This window comes from Massilia sp. Leaf139, from assembly GCF_001424165.1.
GTDB lineage: Bacteria > Pseudomonadota > Gammaproteobacteria > Burkholderiales > Burkholderiaceae_D > Telluria.
Genome location: NZ_LMOJ01000001.1, coordinates 309,057 through 328,701, shown reverse-complemented (window position 1 = coordinate 328,701; position 19,645 = coordinate 309,057). Strand labels below are relative to the sequence as shown.

Below are 19,645 nucleotides of genomic sequence, written 5' to 3'. Positions count from 1 at the left end.
GGCGGAAACCGGGACAAGCACTGCCGAGCTCGAGAACTTGCGCCAGACCACACGCGACCTCGTCGCGCTGACGGCGCTGTCGGCCGGCTGGGCGGATCTCCCCGCGCAAGACATCATCGCCAGCCTCGCCGCCGTGCTGTCGAAAACGCTGGCGCTCGATTTCGCCGCGATCGAAATCCATGGCGCAGCCGACGGCAGCGTGCTCGCCGCCCTGCGCAGCACGCCTTCGGGCAGCGAGGCGCTGTTCCTGCCCCTGGCGCGGAGGGTGCGCGATGCCGCTGCGACAGCAGCCGGGCTCGGGGAAGCGGCAACCCTGGCGCATCCGCTCAGTGGCGAGGCACTGCGCGTCAGCCTGGTACCGTTCGGCATCGGCAGCGAGCTGGGCACGCTGGTCGCCGGGTCGCGCCGGCCGGATTTCCCGACCCAAAACGAGCACCTGCTGCTGACCGTCGGCGCCAACCAGGCGACCACGGTGCTGCAGCGTCATTTCGCGAAACAGGCGCTGGAACGTAGCGACCTGCGCTTCATGGAAGTGGCCAATGCGGCGCCGGCCATGCTCTGGGTAACGGAGGCGGATGGCAGCTGCTCCTTCCTGTCGCGCGGCTGGCATGAGTTCACCGGCCAGGACGACAGCGAAGGCCTGGGCTTTGGCTGGATCGCGGCGATCCATCCCGACGACCGGGAGGCTGCGCGTCAGGCTTTTCTCGAGGCAAACGATCGGAAAAGCGCGTTCAGCCTTGAACACCGGCTCCTGCATGCCGATGGCTGCTACCGCTGGGTCATCGATGCCGGCCGCCCCCGTCATGGCGCCACCGGACAGTTCCTGGGCTTTGTCGGGAACGTCCTCGACATCAGCGACCGCAAGCAGGCCGAACAGGCACTCGACCAGACGCGCATCATGCTGTCCGCGGTCTTCGAAGCCTTGCCGGTGGGCGTGGCCGTGGTCGACCGCACGGGCAAGGTTATCCTGTCCAACCACGAAATGCATCAATACCTGCCCACCAATGTCCTGCCCTCGCTGGACGAGGCACGGCAGGTGCGCTGGCAGTCCTTCCACACCGACGGCAGCCGCGTCGCACTGAGCGACTTCGCCGGAGCGCGCGCCTTGCGCGGCGAGCGGGTCGTGCCGGGCATGGAAGCGCTCTACCAGCGCGACGACGGCAGCGACCTCTGGACGCAGGTGGCGGCGGTGCCGCTGCACGACAGCGACGGCACGCCCGCCGGCCAGGTCACGGTGGTGATGAACATCGATGCCTTCAAGCGCACCGAAGCGGCGCTGCGCCTGGCCGAAACGAAGCAGCGCGCCCTGTTCGACGAAGTCGCCCGCTCCAACAAGAACCTGAGCGAGTTCCTGGCAGTGCTCGCCCATGAACTGCGCAACCCGCTGGCGCCGATCCTGACCGGCCTGGAAATCATCCGCCTGCGCTCCGGCCATACCGACACCGTCATGAACGTGCGCGGAATGATCGAACGCCAGGTGAAGCAGTTGTCGCATCTGATCGACGATCTGCTCGACATTGCGCGCGTCACCAACGGCAAGGTCGAGATCAGGAAGGAAGCGGTCGATTTAAAGTCCATCGTGTCGAACGCGGTGGAAACCAGCCTGCCCCTGATCGAAAAAGGGCAGCATGAACTGACGCTCAGGCTGGACGATGCGTCCCTGCCCGTGCTGGCCGACCCGGCACGTATCGCCCAGGTCATCGGCAACCTGCTCACGAATGCGGCCAAGTACACGCCGCAAGGCGGCCGCATCACATTGACGATGGCGCGCGAAGGCGACCAAGCCCGTATTTCCGTGACCGACAGCGGCATCGGCATTCCGGCCGATGCGCTCGACTCGGTCTTCGACATGTTCAGCCAGGTCGGACGCAACATGCAGCATTCCCAGGGCGGTCTGGGGATCGGCCTGTCGCTGGTGCGCCAGCTCGTCGGCCTGCACGAAGGCAAGGTGGAAGCCCTGAGCGACGGCGTCGGCAAGGGCAGCAGCTTCGTCGTGCGCCTGCCCCTGGATCTCGCCAATCCGTCCCCTCGGGCCGCGGTCGCCAGTCCCGGCTCCATCACCCCGGCGGGCAAGCGCTTGCGCATCCTCGTTGCGGACGACAACGCCGATGCGGCGCTGACCCTGTCCTCGCTGCTGAGCATGTCCGGTCACGAACTGCGCGTCGCGCACGATGGACAGACAGCGCTCGCGCTCGCGGAACAATTCCGCCCGCATGCGGCCTTCCTCGATATCGGCATGCCCGGACTCACCGGCTACGACGTGGCGCGCCGGATCAGGGACAATCCCGCCCTGGACGGCTGCATCCTGGCCGCCGTATCCGGATGGGGAACGAGTGAAGACCAGCAGCGCTCGCAAGAAGCCGGATTCGACAGGCATTTCACCAAGCCGGTCGCCCCAGCGCATGTGATGGCGTTTCTCGATCTGCTAGTGCTGGACTGAGCCTCGCTCCAGCGCACGCGGCGAGATTCAGAACAGGGCCATCTGCCCCGCCCCCTTCGTTCCCGCCTTGCCCACCGCCGCCGGCACCACCAGCGGACGCCGGAACCGGCTGGTGTCGAGCCGCTCGAAGCGGCTGCCCAGCTTGCCCAGCCCCAGCCGCTCGACGGTCTTGGTGAAGCGCTGGCGGATCAGGTCGGCCCAGACGCCTTCGCCCTGCATGCGCTTGCCCCATTCGCTGTCGTAGTCCTTGCCGCCGCGCATGTCACGCACGCGGTTCATGACGCGCTGGGCCCGTTCGGGGAAATGGGTTTCCAGCCACTCCTGAAACAGCGGATTCACCTCGAAAGGCAGGCGCAGCACGGTGTAGTGCGCGCTCACGGCGCCGGCGTCGCGCGCCGCTTCCAGGATGCGTTCGATTTCAGGTTCCGTTACGAACGGGATGACCGGCGCCACGCTGACGCTGACCGGGATGCCGGCCTCGGTCAGGGTGCGGATGGTGCGCAGGCGCCGCGCCGGCGCGGCCGCGCGCGGTTCCAGCGTGCGCGAGATTTCCGAGTCGAGCGTGGTCAGGGTAATGGCGGCGATGGCCTGGCCCTTGGCGGCCATGGGCGCCAGCAGGTCGATGTCGCGCTCGATCAGCGAGGACTTGGTGATCATGCCGACCGGATGCTGGCATTCGCTGAGCACCTCGAGCACCTGGCGCGTCAGGCGGTACTCGCGCTCGCAGGGCTGATAGGCGTCGGTGTTGACCCCGATGGCGATGTGCTCGGGCTTGTAGCCGGGATGGGCCAGCTCGCGCCGCAGCAGCTCGGCCGCGTTCACCTTGGCGAACAGCCGGGTTTCGAAGTCCAGCCCGGGCGACAGGCCGAGGTAGCTGTGCGTCGGCCGAGCGAAGCAGTAGATGCAACCGTGCTCGCAGCCGCGGTAGGGATTGAGCGAGACCTTGAAGGGAATGTCGGGCGAGGCGTTGCGCGAGAGGATGCTTTTCGCCATCTCGTCCGTCACCTGGGTTTTGAAAGGCGCAGCGTCGCCGAGCGCGATGCCAGCCTCCCAGCCGTCGTCGAATTCCTCGCGGCCGTTCACTTCGTAACGCCCTTGCAGGTTCGACACGGCGCCGCGCCCCTTGCGCGCCGCGTGGGGACGCGGTACCAACACAGGCTGTTCGGCACTGTATTCCCGATCGATGCTTCGTTCGCGCAGTTCCATGAGGATACCTTGTACTGTATATTTATACAGTATAGTACGCCGCTCTTTTGAGGAACTCAAGTTTGGCGCGTGCGTACAACACTTCCAGGCACAAAAGCTGCCTGCTGCGCAACGAATTGATCAAACGCGTCGAACAAGGGCGCCACCACCACCATGTCGCCCGTCACCTGCCCCAGCGCATGGGCGCCGGCCTCCAGGCTCGACAGCTGATCGGGCGCGTGGGCCTTGCGGATGCGGTAGTTCGATGCCGGCATTTCCACCAGCGCCAGGCGCGGCAGCGTTTGCAGCGCTGGGTTCAGATGGAGCATCTTGCGGCTCTTGCGCCAGGTGGCGTCGAGCAGGACGATGCGCAGCCGCGCGGGCGGCGGCAGGCAGGCGGGCGCCATGGCGGCCGCGCCTGGCGTCTCCGGATACAGCAGCACCGGCGTGCGGCCGTCGGCGTGGAGCATGGCGTCCAGCGCCGCCGCATCGAAGGCCTCGCCCACTTCCAGGCGGCTGCCGATCACGCACAGGTGCAGCAGGCGTGCGCTGTTCTTGGCATTGGCCACTTCCAGCGGATGCTGCAGGATGAGCAGTCCGGCGTCGAGCGCGACCGGGCGCACCCAGGCGCAGATGCAGGTGCGTTGCGCGCGCAGGCAGGCCGCGCAGGTTGCGCGGCGGACGGGTGAATCGGTCATCGTGGAAAGGGGCGCAAAAGGCGCCGATTGTAGCCTAGCCCGGGTTCTGGCGAAGCGGCGCCAGCGCCCTGCTCCAGGCCACCACCTGGTCGAGCATGGCATTCACGGAACCGGTGTGGTGCGCGGCCGGCTTGAAGGTGGCGAAATTCTCGAAGTCGGTGAACAGCGAGAGCATGACCTGGGCGCGCACGTCGGCCACCATCAGTTCGCCCATCACGAGGCGCAGGCTTTCGATGGCGCGGGCCCCGCCGGCGCTGCCATAGCCGACGAAACCGGCGGCCTTGTTGTTCCATTCCTTGTAGAGGAAGTCGATGGCGTTCTTCAGCGCGCCCGAGGTGCCGTGGTTGTACTCGGGCGTGACGAAGACGAAGCCGTCGTAGCCGGCGATTTTCTCGGCCCAGGCGATCGTGTGCGGCTGCGAGTACTGGCCCATCGAAGGCGGTACCGGCTCGTCCAGCAGGGGCAAGTTGAAATCCTGGATGTCGACCAGTTCGAATTGCGCATCGCTTCGTTTGCTGGCCGTCTCCATCACCCAGCGCGCCACATCGAGCGCCTTGCGCCCTGGACGGGTACTGCCGACAATCACCGCCACCTTGACCATGTTCGTCTCCTGACAAGTCCGGGAACAGCCCCGCCGCCGATTCTAGTCAAGTCGGGTGACGGGGCGCGCCGCTTTGCCGTCGAGCTATTGGCCACCCGGCTAGTCGTGCGCCACCAGGCCGTCCAGCAGCTTGACCGCCTGGGCGATGTCGTAGGGCTTGGCCAGGATCGGCACGTCCGGCAGCGCGACGCGGCGCTCGGTGTAGCCGGTGGCCAGCACCACCGGCAAGTCCGGCCAGCGCCGCCGTATGGCGCGCGCCAGGTCGATGCCGCTGAGGTCGCCGGGCATGACGACGTCGGAGAACACGATGTCGATCGCCAGCCCGCCATCGAGCAGCGCGAGCGCCTGGTCGCCGCTCTCGGCCACGCGTACCGCGAAGCCGGCCTGGCGCAGTCCGCCGGCCACGGCCTCGCGCACCAGCGGGTCGTCCTCGACGAAGAGCACGCTGCCGCCGGCCTGGCAGAGGGTGGCCGGCTGTTCCGCCACGCTCGGCGCCGGCGGACTGTCGGCGCGCGGCAGGTAGATATGGACGCGGGTGCCGCGCCCCGGCGCGCTGTCGAGCGTCAGCAGCCCGTGCGCCTGGGCCGCGAAGGCATAGGCCTGCGGCAGGCCGAGCCCCGTGCCCTCGCCCGGCGCCTTGGTCGTGAAGAAGGGATCGAGCGCCTGCGCCATGACCTCGGGCGCCATGCCGGCGCCGGCGTCCGACACCGTCAGGTGCAGGTAGTCGCCCGGCGCCAGGCCCTGAGGCGGTGCGGCGAGCGAGACGTTGCGCGCGCAGATGCGCAGCACCCCGCCGCCGTCCATGGCGTCGCGCGCATTGATCGCCAGGTTCAGCAAGGCGAGGTCGAACTGCAGCGGTTCGACCGTGACCGGCCACAGCTCGGGGGCGAAATCGGTATCGATGGCGACCGCCTCGCCCACCCCGCCGCGGATCAGCTGCAGCGCGCTTTCCAGCTGCAGTTTCGGGTCGACCGTCAGCAGGCGCCCTTCCTGCACGCGCCCGAAGGAGCCGAGCTGGCCGGTGAGCTTGGTGGCGCGGCCGACGGTGCGCTTGCAGGTATCGATCAGGCTCTGCAACTTCGGATCCTTGGCCAGCATCGCACCCAGCTGCAGCGCGGTGGTCAGGGTTTGCAGCAGGTTGTTGAATTCGTGCGCGATGCCGGCCGTCAGGCGCCCGAGCGACTCCAGGCGCTGGCTTTTCAGGAGCGCGCCCTGCGCCTGTTCGGTGGCGCGGATCGCCTCGCTCACGCGCTGTTCGAGTTCGTGCTGCGCGCGGCGGATCTGCTTGCTCGCCTCGGTCATGCGGCGGGCCACGTTGTCGATCTCTTCCAGCCCGTGCGGATGGTAGGCGACCTCTTCGCCATTGCCGAGGCGGTCGGCGCAGCGCCCCAGGTATTCGATCGGCGCCGTCGCCCGTCCGGCGAACCAGCGCCCCGCGGCCAGGGCCGCGACCAGCAGCACGGTCATGATGCCGCCCAGCAGCGCCGCCGCTTCGAGCGGGACGCGGCGGATCTCGGCGGTGGGGATGTTCAGCAAGACCTTCCAGCCCGTCTTCGGCACGGTGGTGACCATGGCGCGCACCGGGATGCCGTCGAGCGTGCGGCTGTCGAAGACCATGCTTTCGTGGGTGGCGGCGATGCGCCGGCGCGTCTCTTCGCGCAGCAGCGTGCCGACATAGCGGCCGCCGCCGTGCGAACGGGCGACGACGCGCCCGTTGCGGTCGACCACTGTGGTGATCCAGGTTGCCGGGAAATGCTGCCGGGCCAGCAATTGCTGGATAAGGCCCGTGCTCAGGCCGAGCAGCAGGTGGTAGCGCACCTGGCCATCGATGCGTACCGGCACCTGCATCATGAAGTCGTAACGGCGTACCGGCGGTGCGTAGAAGATGTCGGAGACCAGGGTATCGGCCGCGCCGAAGCGCTGGATCAGCGCCGGCAGGTTCGAGGGATCGCGCCCCGGAATGACGCTGCCGAGCGGACGCCGCGTATTCAGCACGGTCTTGCCCGCCATGTCGTACAGGATCGCCACCGCACCGATGCCTTCCGCGGCGCGTCGAGCATGCGCGTAGAACTCGTCCATATCGTCTTCGGCCAGGGCCGGCGACGCCGCCAGCGTGCGCAGGATGCCTTCGTGGTGCCGCATCTCGTTGTCGATCAACAACGCAAACGTATGGCCGGTCTCGGCGATGACGCGCTCCTGCTTGTCCTGTTGCTCGGCATAGACCCAGGCCACCGCCAGCGCCGCGCCGATGAAGACGGGCACGAGGATGGCGACGACCAGGATCAGCAGGCGGTTACGGAAGCGCATACGTCAGATTCCGTCATGCCGAACGAGGCTGTGAAAACAGCAAGCTTTCCCCTACGCCAAGGCTTTACGGGGCCTGGGGCGCCACATAAGCGGCATTCGTTATTGATGTAGATAAGCATCTTTACCACACTCAAAAATTTAGCTCTGGAATTGCCTAAACGGATATTGCCCTGGCCCTACGAGGTGCCTAGAATCAATTCATTCCTTCCAGCAATTCTGTCGCATCGGCAGGCTTTTCCAGAGTTTCCCATGTTTAGAGTTCGCCCCACCGTTCGCAAGATCACCGCCGCCCTGCTCGCCAGCCTGGCCATGTTGCCTGGCATCGCGATCGAGCAGGAACTGGAACTCGACTACCGCATGAACGAGCAGATTGTCCAGGTGCCGGCCGGTGTCGACAACCGCGCCATGCTCGAGACGACGGTGTTCCGTCCGAACGGCCCCGGCCCGTTCCCGCTGCTGGTGATCAACCACGGCAAGGATCCCGGCCGCCCGAGCGCCCAGCCGCGCGACCGCTTCTATCACATGGCCACCGCCTTCGTGAAACGCGGCTATGCGGTGATGGTGCCGATGCGCCAGGGCTTCGCCAACTCGACCGGACGCTACCGCGACCGCGGCTGCGACATGACGGCCAACGGCTACCTGCAGGCGGACGACATCCGTTCGACGGTCGAATATGCCCGCACCCAGTCCTGGATCGACAAGGAGCACATCGTCGTGGCCGGCCAGTCCTACGGCGGCCTGGCGACGATGGCCCTGGGCACCCAGGCGCTGCCGGGCGTGCGCGGCCTGATCAATTTTGCGGGCGGCCTGCGCGACGACAGCGACCGCTGCGCCTGGCGCTCGGCGCTGGTCTCGGCCTTTGCCGAGTACGGCGCCAACAGCAAGGTGCCGAGCCTCTGGATGTACGGCGAGAACGATTCGCTGTTCGGCCCGGATCTGGCCAACCGCCTGCACGAAGCTTTTGTGCAGGCCGGCGGCAAGGCGCGCCTGGTCGAGTTCCCGTCGTTTAAGCGCGATGCCCACGGCATGCTGGCCAGCCGCGACGGCGAAAAGATCTGGCTGGATGACACGATGCGCTTCCTGAAGGGCCTCGGCATGCCGACCGAGGTGATCCACAAGGTGCCGGCGCGCCCGACCCCGCCGCGTACCGAGTACGCGCAGCTGGACGATATCGAGGCCGTGCCCTTCCTGTCGGAAAACGGCCGGCGCGCCTATGCCGATTATCTGACCAAGATGACGCCGCGCGCCTTCGCGGTCTCGCCGAGCGGCGCCTGGACCTGGGCCGAGGAAGGCGAAGCGCCGGACGCGCGCGCCCTGGCCACCTGCTCGGCCAAGAGCAGCGAGCCGTGCAAGCTGTACTCGATCGACGACTACATCGTCTGGAACGGCAACCGGATCGATGCCGCCGAGAAGGCCAGCATGACCGCCTCGATCGCCGCGCCGGCCGATGCCAACGCACCGGGCGCCGTGGGCAGCACCGTGCCGCCGGCGAACACTGTTCCGACGGCACAGTAATTCATTTCGTCAAGCCGACGGCGCACCACATTGGTACGTCGCCGGCGTGTTCCCTGCGCCCGCTCGACCTGGCGCAAACGCCTTCCCTTCCGCCGCTCCGACAATGAGGCACTCGACCTTCCGGAGTGTCCATGCTGCGCCCCTTCCGCTTCCTGTTCGCCGTCTTGTTCTGCAGCCTGCTGCCGATGCATCCGGCGCGCGCGGCCAACAACGATCCGGTGGTGCTGGTGCACGGCTTCCTCGGCTTCGGCCCCGACCAGTTCCCGCGTAGCGGCTTCCTGTACTGGGGCGGCCGGGGCGACATCGCCGCCCACCTGCGCGCCTACAAGGGGCCGCGCACCGTCTTCACCGCCGTCGTCGGCGCCGTCGCCAGCAACCGCGAGCGTGCGGCCGAGCTGTATGCCCAGCTCAAGGGCGGCTGCGTCGATTACGGGGCGCACCGCATCGGCGCCGACGGTACGCCCAAGGCCGTGCAATGCTGGGCGGCCAATCCCTTCGAGAATCCGCGCGGCTATCCGCCCGCCCTGTATCCGGCCTGGAACGAGAAGCACCCGCTGCACATGATCGGCCACAGCCAGGGCGGCACCACGATCCGGGCGCTGGTCGAATTGCTGGAACACGGCGATGCGGGGAGCGGCGATGGCGAGCTCTACCGCGGAGGCAAGACCGGCTGGATCAGGAGCGTCACCACGATCGCGGCGCCGCATAACGGCACGACCTTGCGCGACGCCGTGCTCGACATCCTGTCCGAGCTGCGCTCGCCGCTGCGCAACTGGCTGCTGGCCGACGCCGCCAACTGGGAACTGGCGCCCGACGGCGCCCGTCACTTCAACGCCTGGGCGCGCACCTCGCCCCATGTCTATTATTTTTCGGTCGGCACGCAAGCCACCGAGGCCGGCGCGCCCTGCTGCAACGAGACCGACCGCCGCATCGCGCCGCTGCAGAACCGCCATTACCAGTACCCGCGTGACGACATGTTCGCCTATTACAAAACCTATGCGGGGGAATGGATCGTGCCTTCGATGCTGCAGCACGGGATGGGCGGCTACACGCAGGATGCGCCGGGACGGGTGCGTGTCGACCGAACCTGGTTCGCCAACGACGGCGTGGTCAACACCAGCAGCATGCGCGCACCAGGCGGTCATCCGGCGCGCGATTTCGACGGCACGCCGGTGCCGGGAACCTGGAATTACCTGGGCACCTGGCGCGGCTACGACCACTTCGACATCCTGAACTGGCCGAACAAGGGGCCGTCGGCCGATCCCGTCTACGAACGGATCAGCGACATCCTGTTCGCCTTGTAGAGGCTAGGCCCGTAACTGGGCGTCCCAGGCCTGCAATTGCGCCACCGTCGCCGTGGCGCCGCCGCAGACGATGACGAGCACGTTCCTGAAGGCGGCGAGCGGGCCCTCCTCCCGGTAGGCCAGCGCCAGCGCGGCGCCGCAGGCCGGTTCGACCACGACGCGGTGATCGTCCATGAAGCGCAGGCAGGCGGCGACGGCTTCGTGGTCGCTCACCACGACCGGGGTGATCGGATGCGTGCGCGCCAGTTCGAAGGCGTGCTGCGAGACGGTGCGCGCGCCGAGCGAGGTGGCGATGCTGGCGATGGCCGGCAGTTCGATCCGTTCCCCGGCCGCCAGCGAGCGGGCGTAGGAATCGGCGCCGCTTGTTTCGACCGCGAACACGGGAACGGTGTTCCAGCCCTGGCGGCGCAGGCCGGCCACGACGCCGCTCAGCAGCCCGCCGCCGCCGACGGCCAGCACGACGGCGTCGAAGCGCACGCCGCCCGGCAGGACGTCGGCGGCCGCCTCGTCGATCATGCTCGCATGGCCTTCCCATAGCAGCGGATCGTCGAAAGGGTGGATGAAGGCGTCGCTGGGGCCGAGCAGCCCGTGGGCATGGGCGTTCGCCTCCTGGAAGGAACTGCCGTGGATGCAGACTTCCGCGCCCTCGCGCGCCAGCAGGGTGCGCGCACGTTCGCTGGTCGTCTCCGGCACCACGACCAAAACGGGCAGCCCGAGCCGGCGTCCGGCATGGGCCGCCGCCAGGCCGGCGTTGCCGCCAGAGGAAGCGACGATGCGGCGCGCTCCGCGTGCAGCCCAGGTCGCGCAGGCATGACCGATGCCGCGCAGCTTGAACGAGCCGCTCGGCTGCAGCGCCTCCATCTTGAGCCAGACCCGGGCGCCGGGCCGCACCGGAAACGCGGTCGAGGCCAGCAGCGGCGTGGCGATATGCAGCGCCATGGTGGCCCTAGGAGGCGGTGCGCAGCGCGCGCGCCAGATCCGACAGGCGGTAGGGCTTGTGGACGAAGGCGAAATCGGACAGCTTGGCGTCCTCGATCTTCAGCGCCGGCAGCGGATAGCCCGAGGCCAGGATGATTTTCACCTGCGGATGGTGCTGGCTGGTGTAGGCCGCCAGCTCGAGGCCGTTCATGCCCGGCATGATGATGTCGGTGAAGAGGATGTCGACCTCGCGGCTGTCGAGCAGGCTCTTGGCTTCGCGCGCGTCCGAGGCCGTGACGACCTCGTAGCCCATGCTGATGTAGAGCGCCACCGCCACGTCCATCAGGTCGGGTTCGTCCTCGACGATCAGCACCAGTTCGGTGTTGTCGCGCTGCGCGCTGCCATGCTGTCCCGGCGCGGCCGGCAGGAAGATGGAAATCGCGGTGCCTTCGCCGGGCGAGGTGCCGATCACGACTTCGCCGCCGGACTGCTTGATGAAGCCGTAGACCTGGGACAGGCCCAGGCCCGTTCCCTTGCCGACTTCCTTGGTCGTGTAGAAGGGTTCGAAAGCGCGCGCCGCCGTTTCCGGCGACATGCCGGTGCCGGTGTCGGACACCGTCACCCGCACATAAGGCCCCGGCGCCAGGCCGCGCACTTCGCGTTCGGCCAGGTCGACGTTGGCGGTCTCGATCTGCAGGTGGCCGCCGTCGGGCATGGCGTCGCGTGCATTGACGACCAGGTTCAGGATGGCCGACTCGAAGCGCGCGCTATCGATGACGGTGTTGTGCACCTGCGGATCGAGGCGCAGCTGGAAATCGATCGAGGCGTTCACGGCGCGCCGCAGCACCGACTCGAAGCCGGAAATGAGGCGGTTCACGCTGCGCGTTTCCGGCTGCAGCGGCTGCTGGCGGGCAAAGGCGAGCAGCTGCTGGGTCAGGGTGGCGGCGCGTTCGACCGCGCGCCGCATGCTGTCGAGCGTCTTGCTGTCGCCGTTGCCGTCGCGCTTGAGCGTCAGCAGCTCGAGGCCGCTCGTGATCACCGACAGCAGGTTGTTGAAGTCGTGCGCGATGCCGCCCGTCAGCTGGCCGATCGATTCCATCTTCTGCGCCTGGAACAGCGCGGCGTTTGCCTCGGCCAGCGCGGCGTCGGCCTTTTTCTTTTCGGTCAGGTCGCGCGTGATCTTGGCAAAGCCGATCAGTTCGCCCATGTCGCCATGGACGGCATCGATCACGACGTGCGCCCAGAAACGGGTGCCGTCCTTGCGTACGCGCCAGCCCTCGGATTCATAGCGCCCTTCGCGCGCGGCGGTGCCGAGCGCCCGTGCGGGCAGTCCACCGGCGCGGTCTTCGTCGGTGTAGAAGGTCGAGAAATGCTGGCCGACGATCTCGTCGTAGCTGTAGCCCTTGATGCGTTCGGCGCCCACGTTCCAGTTGGTGACCGTGCCATCGGGGGCGAGCATGTAGATCGCATAGTCAGTCACGCCCTGCACCAGCAGGCGGAAGCGTTCTTCGCTGGCGCGCAGCGCCTGCTCGGCCTGGCGCTTGTCGGTGATATCGCGCGTGATCTTCGCGTAGCCCAGCAGCGTGCGGTGCTCGTCGTAGATCGGGTCGATCACGACGCTGGCCCAGAAGCGGGTGCCGTCCTGGCGCATGCGCCAGCCTTCGGCTTCGTACTTGCCCTCGGTTAGGGCAGTGGCGAGGGCCCGCTTGGGCAGATCCACGGCGCGGTCTTCGGGGGTGTAGAAGCGCGAGAAATGCTGGCCCAGAATTTCCGGCGCCAGGTAGCCCTTGAAGCGCTGGGCGCCGGCATTCCAGCTGCTGACATGGCCTTCCGGGTCGAGCATGTAGATCGCGTAGTCGCTGATTCCGGAGATCAGGTACTGGAAGCGCTGCTCGTCGGTCAGCTTTTTCTTGGGGGCGACACTATTGTTCATGAACACGGGGCAGGCATTGGCAAGGTAAGCCCCATGATAAACCGAAACCGCCGCGACCGGCCACGCGCCACTTGCTTTTGTGAACATGTCTTTACCCCTAGGTCAAGCGCCGATTGCCTCAAAAACGTACCGAATCGTGCTGGCAGTGTCCTCGTTGCAACTGGGGGCCATCCAACATCCGGAAGCTTGCCTTTCACGCTAGAATGTCGCTTTGTCACCCAGTCCGTCCTGTCCGCGCCTCATGACTCCAGCTCCAATTGCAACGCTCGACCTGTCCGGTTGCGACCGGGAACCGATCCGTACGCCCGGCAGCATCCAGCCGCATGGTTTCCTGCTGACGCTGTCGCACGAAGGCGTTGTCCTGCAGGCGAGCGCCAACCTGGTGAGATGGCTCGGCATCGAGGCCGAAGCCGTCTGCGGCCAGCCGCTGGCGGAGGTGATCGGCCAGGCCGCGGCCGCCCGCGTGCTGCCCGCGCTGACCGGCGACGCCCTCGGCAACCGGCCCTTCTACCTGGGCACGGTCACGGCCGCCAACGGCTGCCATTTCGACGCGCTCGGCCATGCCTGGGACGGCGTGCTGGTGCTCGAATGCGAAGCCGTCGAGCGCGCCGAAGCGCCGGACTTTCGCCACCTGTATCCGCTGCTGGGCGACTTTCTCCTTAACGTGGACGAGTCGCAATCGGTCGAATCGCTGGCCGCACTGGCGGCCCGCCACGTGCGCATGGTCACCGGCTACGGCCGCGTGATGGTCTACCAGTTCGACCGCGACGGCCACGGCCATGTGATGGCCGAGTCGAAGGAAGAGTCCTACCATTCGTACATGGGCCAGCGCTTCCCGGCCTCGGACATCCCGGCCCAGGCGCGCGATTTGTACGCCTTGTCGCGCATCCGCCTGATCCAGGACGCCAACTACGTTCCCTCGCCGCTCGTGCCGGCCGAGAATCCGGTCAGCGGTCGACGCAACGATCTCTCGTTCGCCGCCCTGCGCAGCGTCTCCCCGGTGCACCTGCAATACATGCGCAACATGGGGACGCTGGCCTCGATGTCGGTCTCGCTGATGGTCAAGGGCAAACTGTGGGGCCTGATCTCCTGCCATAACGAGACGCCCTGCCCGGTCGCTTTCGAAAAGCGTACCGCCTGCGAGCAGCTGGGCCAGGTGCTGGCGCTGTGCATCGAGTCGCGCGAGGATGCGAGCGAGCTGCAGTTCCGCCTCGAAGTGCGGCGCATGATGGTCGCCATGCTGGGCAACCTCACCAAGGGCGCCGACGTCATCGACAACATGAGCGTCGTCTTCCCCGAGCTGCTGCGCTTCGCGCGCGCGGGCGGCGTGGCGGTGGTGGCCGACGAACGCGTGCTGACCTACGGCGACACGCCCGAGGTCGCGGCGATCCGCAATCTGGTGTCCTGGCTCGAACAGGAAGGCCATGGCACCGAAGTCTTCCATACCGATGCGCTCTCGAACATCTATCCGCGCGCCGCTGCCCTCAAGCGCAATGCCAGCGGCCTGCTGTCCATGCCGATCTCGCGCCTGCACAAGCACTACCTGCTCTGGTTCCGTCCCGAAGTCGTGCACACCATCGAATGGGCCGGCAATCCGCACGAGAAGGCGGCGCGCAGCGACGCCGACGTACCCGGCACCCTGGTGCAGCTCACGCCGCGCACCAGCTTCGCCACCTGGCGCGAGACGATCCACGGCGTCAGCCTGCCCTGGCACGTCGCCGAGATCGAACTGACGGGCGAATTTCGCAGCGCCCTGCTCGGCATCGCGCTCGAACGCGCCGAGCAGATGGCCGAACTGGCCGAGGAACTGGGCCGCGCCAACAAGGAGCTCGAAGCCTTTTCGTATTCGGTATCGCACGACCTGCGCGCGCCGCTGCGCCACATCGTCGGCTTTTCCGACCTGCTGCTCGAGTCGAGCGGCAGCGAGGATGCGACCATGCGACAGCGCTTCCTCACCAACATCAAGGAATCGGCGCGCTTGGCCGGCAAGCTGGTCGACGACCTGCTGAGCTTTTCGCAGATGGGCCGCGCCGCCCTGCGTCCGGTCGATGTCGACATGTCGAAACTGGTTGCGTCCTGCATCGACAAGCTAGGCCTGGACATCGGCAAGCGCAATATCGAATGGCACCTGGCGCCGCTGCCGCGCATCACCGCCGACCCGACCTTCCTGCACCTGGCGATGATGAACCTGCTGTCGAACGCCGTGAAGTTTACCGGCCAGCGTGACCCGGCGATCATCAACGTCCGGGCCGACCAGGACGAACACGAAACCGTCTTCCACGTCGCCGACAACGGCGCCGGCTTCAACATGGATTACGTCCACAAGCTGTTCGGCGTGTTCCAGCGCCTGCACCGCATGGAAGACTTCCAGGGTACGGGCATCGGCCTCGCCAACGTGCGCCGCATCGTCGAGCGCCACGGCGGCCGGGCCTGGGCCGAGTCGATTCAAGGCCAGGGCGCCACCTTCTCCTTCAGCATCCCGCGAACGCTCGCACTTTAAACGCATAGCCAATCATGCTCAAACCCATCCTGCTGGTCGAAGACAATCCGCACGACCTCGAACTGACCCTGGTGGCGCTGGCGCGCAGCCAGCTGGCCAACGAGGTCGTGGTCGTGCGCGACGGCGCCGAAGCGATCGACTACCTGCTGCGCCGCGGCGAATTCGCCGAGCGCCCGGAAGGCAATCCGGCCGTTACCCTGCTCGACCTGAAGCTGCCGAAAGTCGACGGCCTGGAAGTGCTGGCGACGATCCGCAAGACCGACAAGCTGAAAAGCATGCCGGTCGTGATGCTGACCTCGTCGAAGGAAGAACAGGATCTGATCCGGAGCTACGAACTGGGCGTGAACGCCTATGTCGTCAAGCCGGTCGACTTCAAGGAATTCGTGCGCGCGATCGCCGATCTCGGCATCTTCTGGGCGGTGCTGAACGAACCGCCGCCGGGCTCGCAGCGCTACGTGCGTCCTTCCTGAGGCGACGCGCCGGTGCCGGTCAGGCGGCCCGCGAGGTTTCCGCGCCGGTTTGATCTGCGCCGCCGGACTGCTTCCCGCGGCGCAGCAGGTGACGGATGCGCGCGCTGAGCGCGTCCGGATGATAGGGTTTCTGCAGCAGGTGCACCGAGGCGTTGACCTTGCCTTCATGGGCCAGGACGCCTTCCGCATACCCCGAGGTATATAAGATCTGCGCATGCGGCAGATGCTTCTGCACCGCCTCGCCGAGCTGCAGGCTGCTCACCGGCCCCGGCATCACCACATCGGTAAACACCAGGTCGATATGGCGGCCGCTTTCGATCATCTCGACCGCGCTGGCGGCATCGCAGGCCTCGAGCACCTGATAGCCGAGCGCGGACAGGATCGCGCAGGTCGCGCTGCGCACGTCTTCCTCGTCTTCCACCACCAGTAGCGTTTCCAGCCCGCCGTAGAGCGGTACGTCGGGCTGCTCTGCCGGCTGCACCGCATCGGTCTCGCTGCGCGGCAGGAAGATGCGCACGCTGGTGCCGCGCCCGACTTCGCTGACGATGGCGATGTCGCCGCCGGTCTGCTTGACGAAGCCATAGGCCATCGACAGGCCCAGACCCGTTCCCTGCCCCACCGGCTTGGTCGTGAAAAAGGGTTCGAAGACGCGCCGCAGCACTTCCGGCGGCATGCCCTTGCCGCTGTCGGCGATCTCGATGAAGACATAGTCGGCGGCCGGCACGCCCACCGGAAGTTCGATGCCGGCGGCCGGCGTCGCGCCGCCGACATTACCGGCGCGGATGTGCAGGGTGCCGCTGCCGCCCATCGCGTCGCGCGCATTGATGGCCAGGTTCAGTAGCACGTTGTTGAGCTGGTTCGGGTCGGCGACCGTGCTCCACAGCGAGGGATCGATGTCGGTGACGATGCGTGTATTCGGCCCGAGCACGCGGCGCACCATGTCGTCCATGTCGCGCAGCAGGTGGCCCGGGTTGAGCACGACCGACTGCAGTGGCTGGCGCCGGGCAAAGGCGAGCAGGTGCGAGGACAGCTTGGCGCCGCGCTCGACGCCGGCCAGCGCCATCTCGACGCGCGTACGCGCCATCTCGTTCAGGTTGCCGACGAGCTTGAGCAGCTGCAGATTGCCGCCGATGATCTGCAGGACGTTGTTGAAGTCGTGGGCCACGCCGCCGGTGAGCTGGCCGATGGCTTCCATCTTCTGCGCCTGGTGCAGGGCCGATTCGCTGGCGGCCAGCTGTTCCTGACTCACGCGCAGCGAGGCAAAGGCGGCGTCGCGCTCGCGGCGGGCGATGCAGGCGTCGTTGTGGTACTGCACCCGCGCCACCAGCTCGCGCGGGTCGGGCCATTTCACCATGTAGTCGTTGACGCCCGCGGCAAAGGCCTGCGCCTTGATTTCCGGGTCGTCCTCGGAGGACAGCATGATGACGGGGACGTGCTCGGTGGCGGGATTGGCGCGCAGACGGCGCGTGAATTCGAAGCCGTCGAGGTCGGGCATGCGCAGGTCGACCAGCACCACGGTGATGTCGAGCTCGCTTACGAGCTGCACAGCGCGCGCCGCGTTCGATTCGTAACGCAGCACATGCTTCACACAGGTTTTCAATCCGTGCTCGATGATTTGCTGTGCAAACGGCTCGTCATCGATCAGCAAGATGGAACAGCTATGGGAATCGTCTTCGATCATCGATATCTCGCCCCGTTTTGCCGACTGCGCGGAGGCCAAGTTGCTTTTTGTGAAGCGTTGATTCTACACCAATGTGAATAGCAGGTTCATCAAATTCACTATTGTGCTTGCCTCCCGGCCTTTCATCCCCACATCGTATTGACAATGTATTTGTCATGCGAGAACGACGTGCCAGACCATCCATGTCCCCTGTGCGGCCGCGAACTGGGCACCGTGAACATCGACCGCCATCACCTGGTGCCGAAGACGTTCAAGGGCAAGGAACAGTTCCCGATCCATAAGATCTGCCATCGCAAAATCCACTCGGCCTTTACCGAGCGCGAGCTGCTGCGCAGCTATCACACTTGGGAGGCGCTGCGCGGCCACGAGGAGATCCGCGCCTTCATCGACTGGGTGGCGAGGAAGCCGCCCGACTTCTACACGCGCACCTACACCTCGAACGACAAGAAGCGGCGAAAATGACGGATTTGATTTTAACTTGACAATGTTGCGTTAAGGCTATTTCATGTTGGGCAAAACCTCCACAGGGCGCCCCATGGATTTCAAGGAATACCTGCAACACGACGCGACTGCGCTGGCCGCGCTCGTCCAACGCGGCGACACCACGCCCGCCGCACTGCTCGACCTCGCCCTCGCCCGCAACGCCGCCGTACACGGCCGCATCAATGCCGTCTGCCGTTTGCTGGAACCGCAGGCGCGCGCGCAGCTGGATCACCTCAATCTGGGGCCGCTGGCGGGCGTACCCTTCCTGATCAAGGACGGCATCCAGGATTACGCCGGCCTGCCCACCACCTTCGGCAGCCGCTCCATGCGCAACTATTTGCCGACCGAGCACGCGGCCGTGGTGCGGCGCTACCTGGACGCCGGGCTGGTCATCTTCGGCAAGACCAACCTGCCGGAGTTCGCGCTGAAGGCCGTCACCGACCCCGTGCTCAACGGCCGCACCAGCAATCCCTGGAACCTGGGCCATACGCCGGGCGGCTCCAGCGGCGGCGCGGCGGCGGCGGTCGCGGCGGGCATCGTGCCGATGGCGGCGGGGAACGACGGCGGCGGTTCGATCCGCATCCCGGCCGCCTGCTGCGGGCTGTTCGGGCTGCGCGCTTCGCGCGGACGGGTCTCGTCCGGCCCGGCGATCGGCGAAGTCTGGTTCGGCGCCTCGAGCGAAGGGGTGCTCTCGCGCAGCGTGCGCGATTCGGCGCTGGCGCTGGACATCCTGGCCGGCCGCGAGCCGGGCGACCCTTTCGACATCGCTCCGCCGGCGGCGCCCTATCGCGAGCTGATGCGGCGCGATCCCGGCAAGCTGCGCATCGGTTATTCGACCGTTTCTCCGATCGGCACCGAGGTGCATCCGGAAGCGGTGGCGGCCGTACACCGCACCGTCGAACTGCTGCGCGGGCTCGGCCACGAGGTCGAGGAAGCCGCGCCCGAGGTCGACGGCGCGGCGCTGGCCGAGAGTTTCCTCCACATGTATTTCGGCCAGGTGCCGGCCATCGTCGCGCGCGGCCGTGCGCTCGGTGCGCGTGCGGGCGACGTCGAACTCATGAGCCGCCTGCTGCTGACGCTGGGGAACAGCGTCCCGGCCGGGCGCCTGACGACGCAGCTGGCCAAGTGGAACGAGTTCGCACGGGCGCTGGCGCGCTTCCATGCGCGCTACGATTTGCAGCTGACGCCGACGCTGGCCCATCCCCCGATCCGCCACGGCCAGGGCGAGCCGCCACGCGGCGAACAGTGGGTGCTCGACCTGCTCCAGCGCAGCGGCCTGCTGGGCATCCTGGCGCGTTTGGGTCTGCTGGAGGGCACCGTCAACAAGATCGCCCGCGACAGCCTGCGCTATGTACCCTTCACCCAGCTGGCGAACCTGACGGGCGTGCCGGCGATGTCGGTGCCGCTGCACTGGACGGCGCACGGCTTGCCGCTGGGCGTGCAGTTCGTGGGGCGCTTCGGGAGCGAGGATGTGCTGCTGCAGCTGGCGCGGCAATTGGAAGAGGCGGCGCCGTGGTTTGACAGGTTGTCGCCGCTGGCAAGGGACTGATTTTGTAGGGTGGGCTCTCCGAGCCCACGCGGTCGTACCGATGCGTACCCACCGCGTCGGA

The 19,645-nt window shown here is 67.0% G+C and carries 14 protein-coding genes; 7 read left to right on the top strand and 7 right to left on the bottom strand.

The window, feature by feature from the left end; all coding sequences use genetic code 11:
* The first annotated feature begins 37 nt into the window (after positions 1 to 37).
* The gene (locus tag ASF77_RS01440; RefSeq protein ID WP_162244817.1) at positions 38 to 2,440 is read left to right on the top strand and encodes a PAS domain-containing hybrid sensor histidine kinase/response regulator; all 2,403 of its coding nucleotides are present in this window, start codon (positions 38 to 40) and stop codon (positions 2,438 to 2,440) included.
* 27 nt (positions 2,441 to 2,467) lie between these two features.
* On the opposite strand, the gene ASF77_RS01435 is transcribed toward ASF77_RS01440, so the two are convergent.
* The 4 genes from ASF77_RS01435 to ASF77_RS01420 form a co-directional block, all read right to left on the bottom strand.
* Positions 2,468 to 3,646 (bottom strand): PA0069 family radical SAM protein, encoded by a 1,179-nt coding sequence (locus ASF77_RS01435; protein ID WP_056333363.1) that lies wholly within the window; start codon positions 3,644 to 3,646, stop codon positions 2,468 to 2,470.
* 56 nt (positions 3,647 to 3,702) lie between these two features.
* Positions 3,703 to 4,323 (bottom strand): tRNA-uridine aminocarboxypropyltransferase, encoded by a 621-nt coding sequence (locus tag ASF77_RS01430; protein ID WP_056333360.1) that lies wholly within the window; start codon positions 4,321 to 4,323, stop codon positions 3,703 to 3,705.
* Between the two features lie 34 nt (positions 4,324 to 4,357).
* Positions 4,358 to 4,924: an NADPH-dependent FMN reductase gene (locus tag ASF77_RS01425; protein WP_056333358.1), complete on the bottom strand. Its 567-nt coding sequence runs from the start codon at positions 4,922 to 4,924 to the stop codon at positions 4,358 to 4,360.
* Positions 4,925 to 5,023: 99 nt separating this feature from the next.
* Complete coding sequence (locus ASF77_RS01420; RefSeq protein ID WP_056333354.1) at positions 5,024 to 7,231, bottom strand: response regulator; 2,208 nt, start codon at positions 7,229 to 7,231, stop codon at positions 5,024 to 5,026.
* 249 nt (positions 7,232 to 7,480) lie between these two features.
* Here ASF77_RS01420 and ASF77_RS01415 point away from each other — a divergent pair, with 249 nt between their 5' ends.
* Both ASF77_RS01415 and ASF77_RS01410 read left to right on the top strand, forming a co-directional pair.
* Positions 7,481 to 8,746 (top strand): dienelactone hydrolase family protein, encoded by a 1,266-nt coding sequence (locus tag ASF77_RS01415; RefSeq protein ID WP_056333351.1) that lies wholly within the window; start codon positions 7,481 to 7,483, stop codon positions 8,744 to 8,746.
* A gap of 131 nt (positions 8,747 to 8,877) precedes the next feature.
* Positions 8,878 to 10,050 (top strand): triacylglycerol lipase, encoded by a 1,173-nt coding sequence (locus tag ASF77_RS01410; protein ID WP_056333349.1) that lies wholly within the window; start codon positions 8,878 to 8,880, stop codon positions 10,048 to 10,050.
* Between the two features lie 3 nt (positions 10,051 to 10,053).
* Here the strand turns inward: ASF77_RS01410 and ASF77_RS01405 are convergent, their stop codons facing one another.
* Both ASF77_RS01405 and ASF77_RS01400 read right to left on the bottom strand, forming a co-directional pair.
* Positions 10,054 to 10,989, bottom strand: coding sequence for a pyridoxal-phosphate dependent enzyme (locus ASF77_RS01405; protein ID WP_056333346.1), 936 nt, complete (start codon positions 10,987 to 10,989; stop codon positions 10,054 to 10,056).
* 7 nt (positions 10,990 to 10,996) lie between these two features.
* Positions 10,997 to 12,901 (bottom strand): PAS domain-containing sensor histidine kinase, encoded by a 1,905-nt coding sequence (locus ASF77_RS01400; RefSeq protein WP_056333344.1) that lies wholly within the window; start codon positions 12,899 to 12,901, stop codon positions 10,997 to 10,999.
* Between the two features lie 241 nt (positions 12,902 to 13,142).
* On the opposite strand from ASF77_RS01400, the gene ASF77_RS01395 reads away from it, so the two are divergent.
* Both ASF77_RS01395 and ASF77_RS01390 read left to right on the top strand, forming a co-directional pair.
* The gene (locus ASF77_RS01395) at positions 13,143 to 15,401 is read left to right on the top strand and encodes an ATP-binding protein (protein ID WP_056333341.1); all 2,259 of its coding nucleotides are present in this window, start codon (positions 13,143 to 13,145) and stop codon (positions 15,399 to 15,401) included.
* A 14-nt stretch (positions 15,402 to 15,415) separates the two neighbouring features.
* Positions 15,416 to 15,871, top strand: coding sequence for a response regulator (locus tag ASF77_RS01390; RefSeq protein WP_056333338.1), 456 nt, complete (start codon positions 15,416 to 15,418; stop codon positions 15,869 to 15,871).
* A gap of 19 nt (positions 15,872 to 15,890) precedes the next feature.
* Here ASF77_RS01390 and ASF77_RS01385 read toward each other — a convergent pair whose 3' ends face one another.
* Positions 15,891 to 17,552 (bottom strand): response regulator, encoded by a 1,662-nt coding sequence (locus ASF77_RS01385; RefSeq protein ID WP_056333336.1) that lies wholly within the window; start codon positions 17,550 to 17,552, stop codon positions 15,891 to 15,893.
* A gap of 168 nt (positions 17,553 to 17,720) precedes the next feature.
* Between ASF77_RS01385 and ASF77_RS01380 the strand changes: the two genes are divergently transcribed.
* Complete coding sequence (locus ASF77_RS01380; RefSeq protein ID WP_200934119.1) at positions 17,721 to 18,014, top strand: hypothetical protein; 294 nt, start codon at positions 17,721 to 17,723, stop codon at positions 18,012 to 18,014.
* A gap of 73 nt (positions 18,015 to 18,087) precedes the next feature.
* Complete coding sequence (locus ASF77_RS01375; RefSeq protein WP_056333330.1) at positions 18,088 to 19,584, top strand: amidase; 1,497 nt, start codon at positions 18,088 to 18,090, stop codon at positions 19,582 to 19,584.
* Positions 19,585 to 19,645: the final 61 nt, after the last annotated feature.

Excerpts from the sequence above, each read along its gene's own strand:
- ASF77_RS01435 (WP_056333363.1), bottom strand. The coding sequence starts at position 3,646 with ATGGAACTGCGCGAACGAAGCATCGATCGGGAATACAGTGCCGAACAG.
- ASF77_RS01430 (WP_056333360.1), bottom strand. The coding sequence starts at position 4,323 with ATGACCGATTCACCCGTCCGCCGCGCAACCTGCGCGGCCTGCCTGCGC.
- ASF77_RS01425 (WP_056333358.1), bottom strand. The coding sequence starts at position 4,924 with ATGGTCAAGGTGGCGGTGATTGTCGGCAGTACCCGTCCAGGGCGCAAG.
- ASF77_RS01420 (WP_056333354.1), bottom strand. The coding sequence starts at position 7,231 with ATGCGCTTCCGTAACCGCCTGCTGATCCTGGTCGTCGCCATCCTCGTG.
- ASF77_RS01415 (WP_056333351.1), top strand. The coding sequence starts at position 7,481 with ATGTTTAGAGTTCGCCCCACCGTTCGCAAGATCACCGCCGCCCTGCTC.
- ASF77_RS01410 (WP_056333349.1), top strand. The coding sequence starts at position 8,878 with ATGCTGCGCCCCTTCCGCTTCCTGTTCGCCGTCTTGTTCTGCAGCCTG.
- ASF77_RS01405 (WP_056333346.1), bottom strand. The coding sequence starts at position 10,989 with ATGGCGCTGCATATCGCCACGCCGCTGCTGGCCTCGACCGCGTTTCCG.
- ASF77_RS01400 (WP_056333344.1), bottom strand. The coding sequence starts at position 12,901 with ATGAACAATAGTGTCGCCCCCAAGAAAAAGCTGACCGACGAGCAGCGC.
- ASF77_RS01395 (WP_056333341.1), top strand. The coding sequence starts at position 13,143 with ATGACTCCAGCTCCAATTGCAACGCTCGACCTGTCCGGTTGCGACCGG.
- ASF77_RS01390 (WP_056333338.1), top strand. The coding sequence starts at position 15,416 with ATGCTCAAACCCATCCTGCTGGTCGAAGACAATCCGCACGACCTCGAA.
- ASF77_RS01385 (WP_056333336.1), bottom strand. The coding sequence starts at position 17,552 with ATGATCGAAGACGATTCCCATAGCTGTTCCATCTTGCTGATCGATGAC.
- ASF77_RS01375 (WP_056333330.1), top strand. The coding sequence starts at position 18,088 with ATGGATTTCAAGGAATACCTGCAACACGACGCGACTGCGCTGGCCGCG.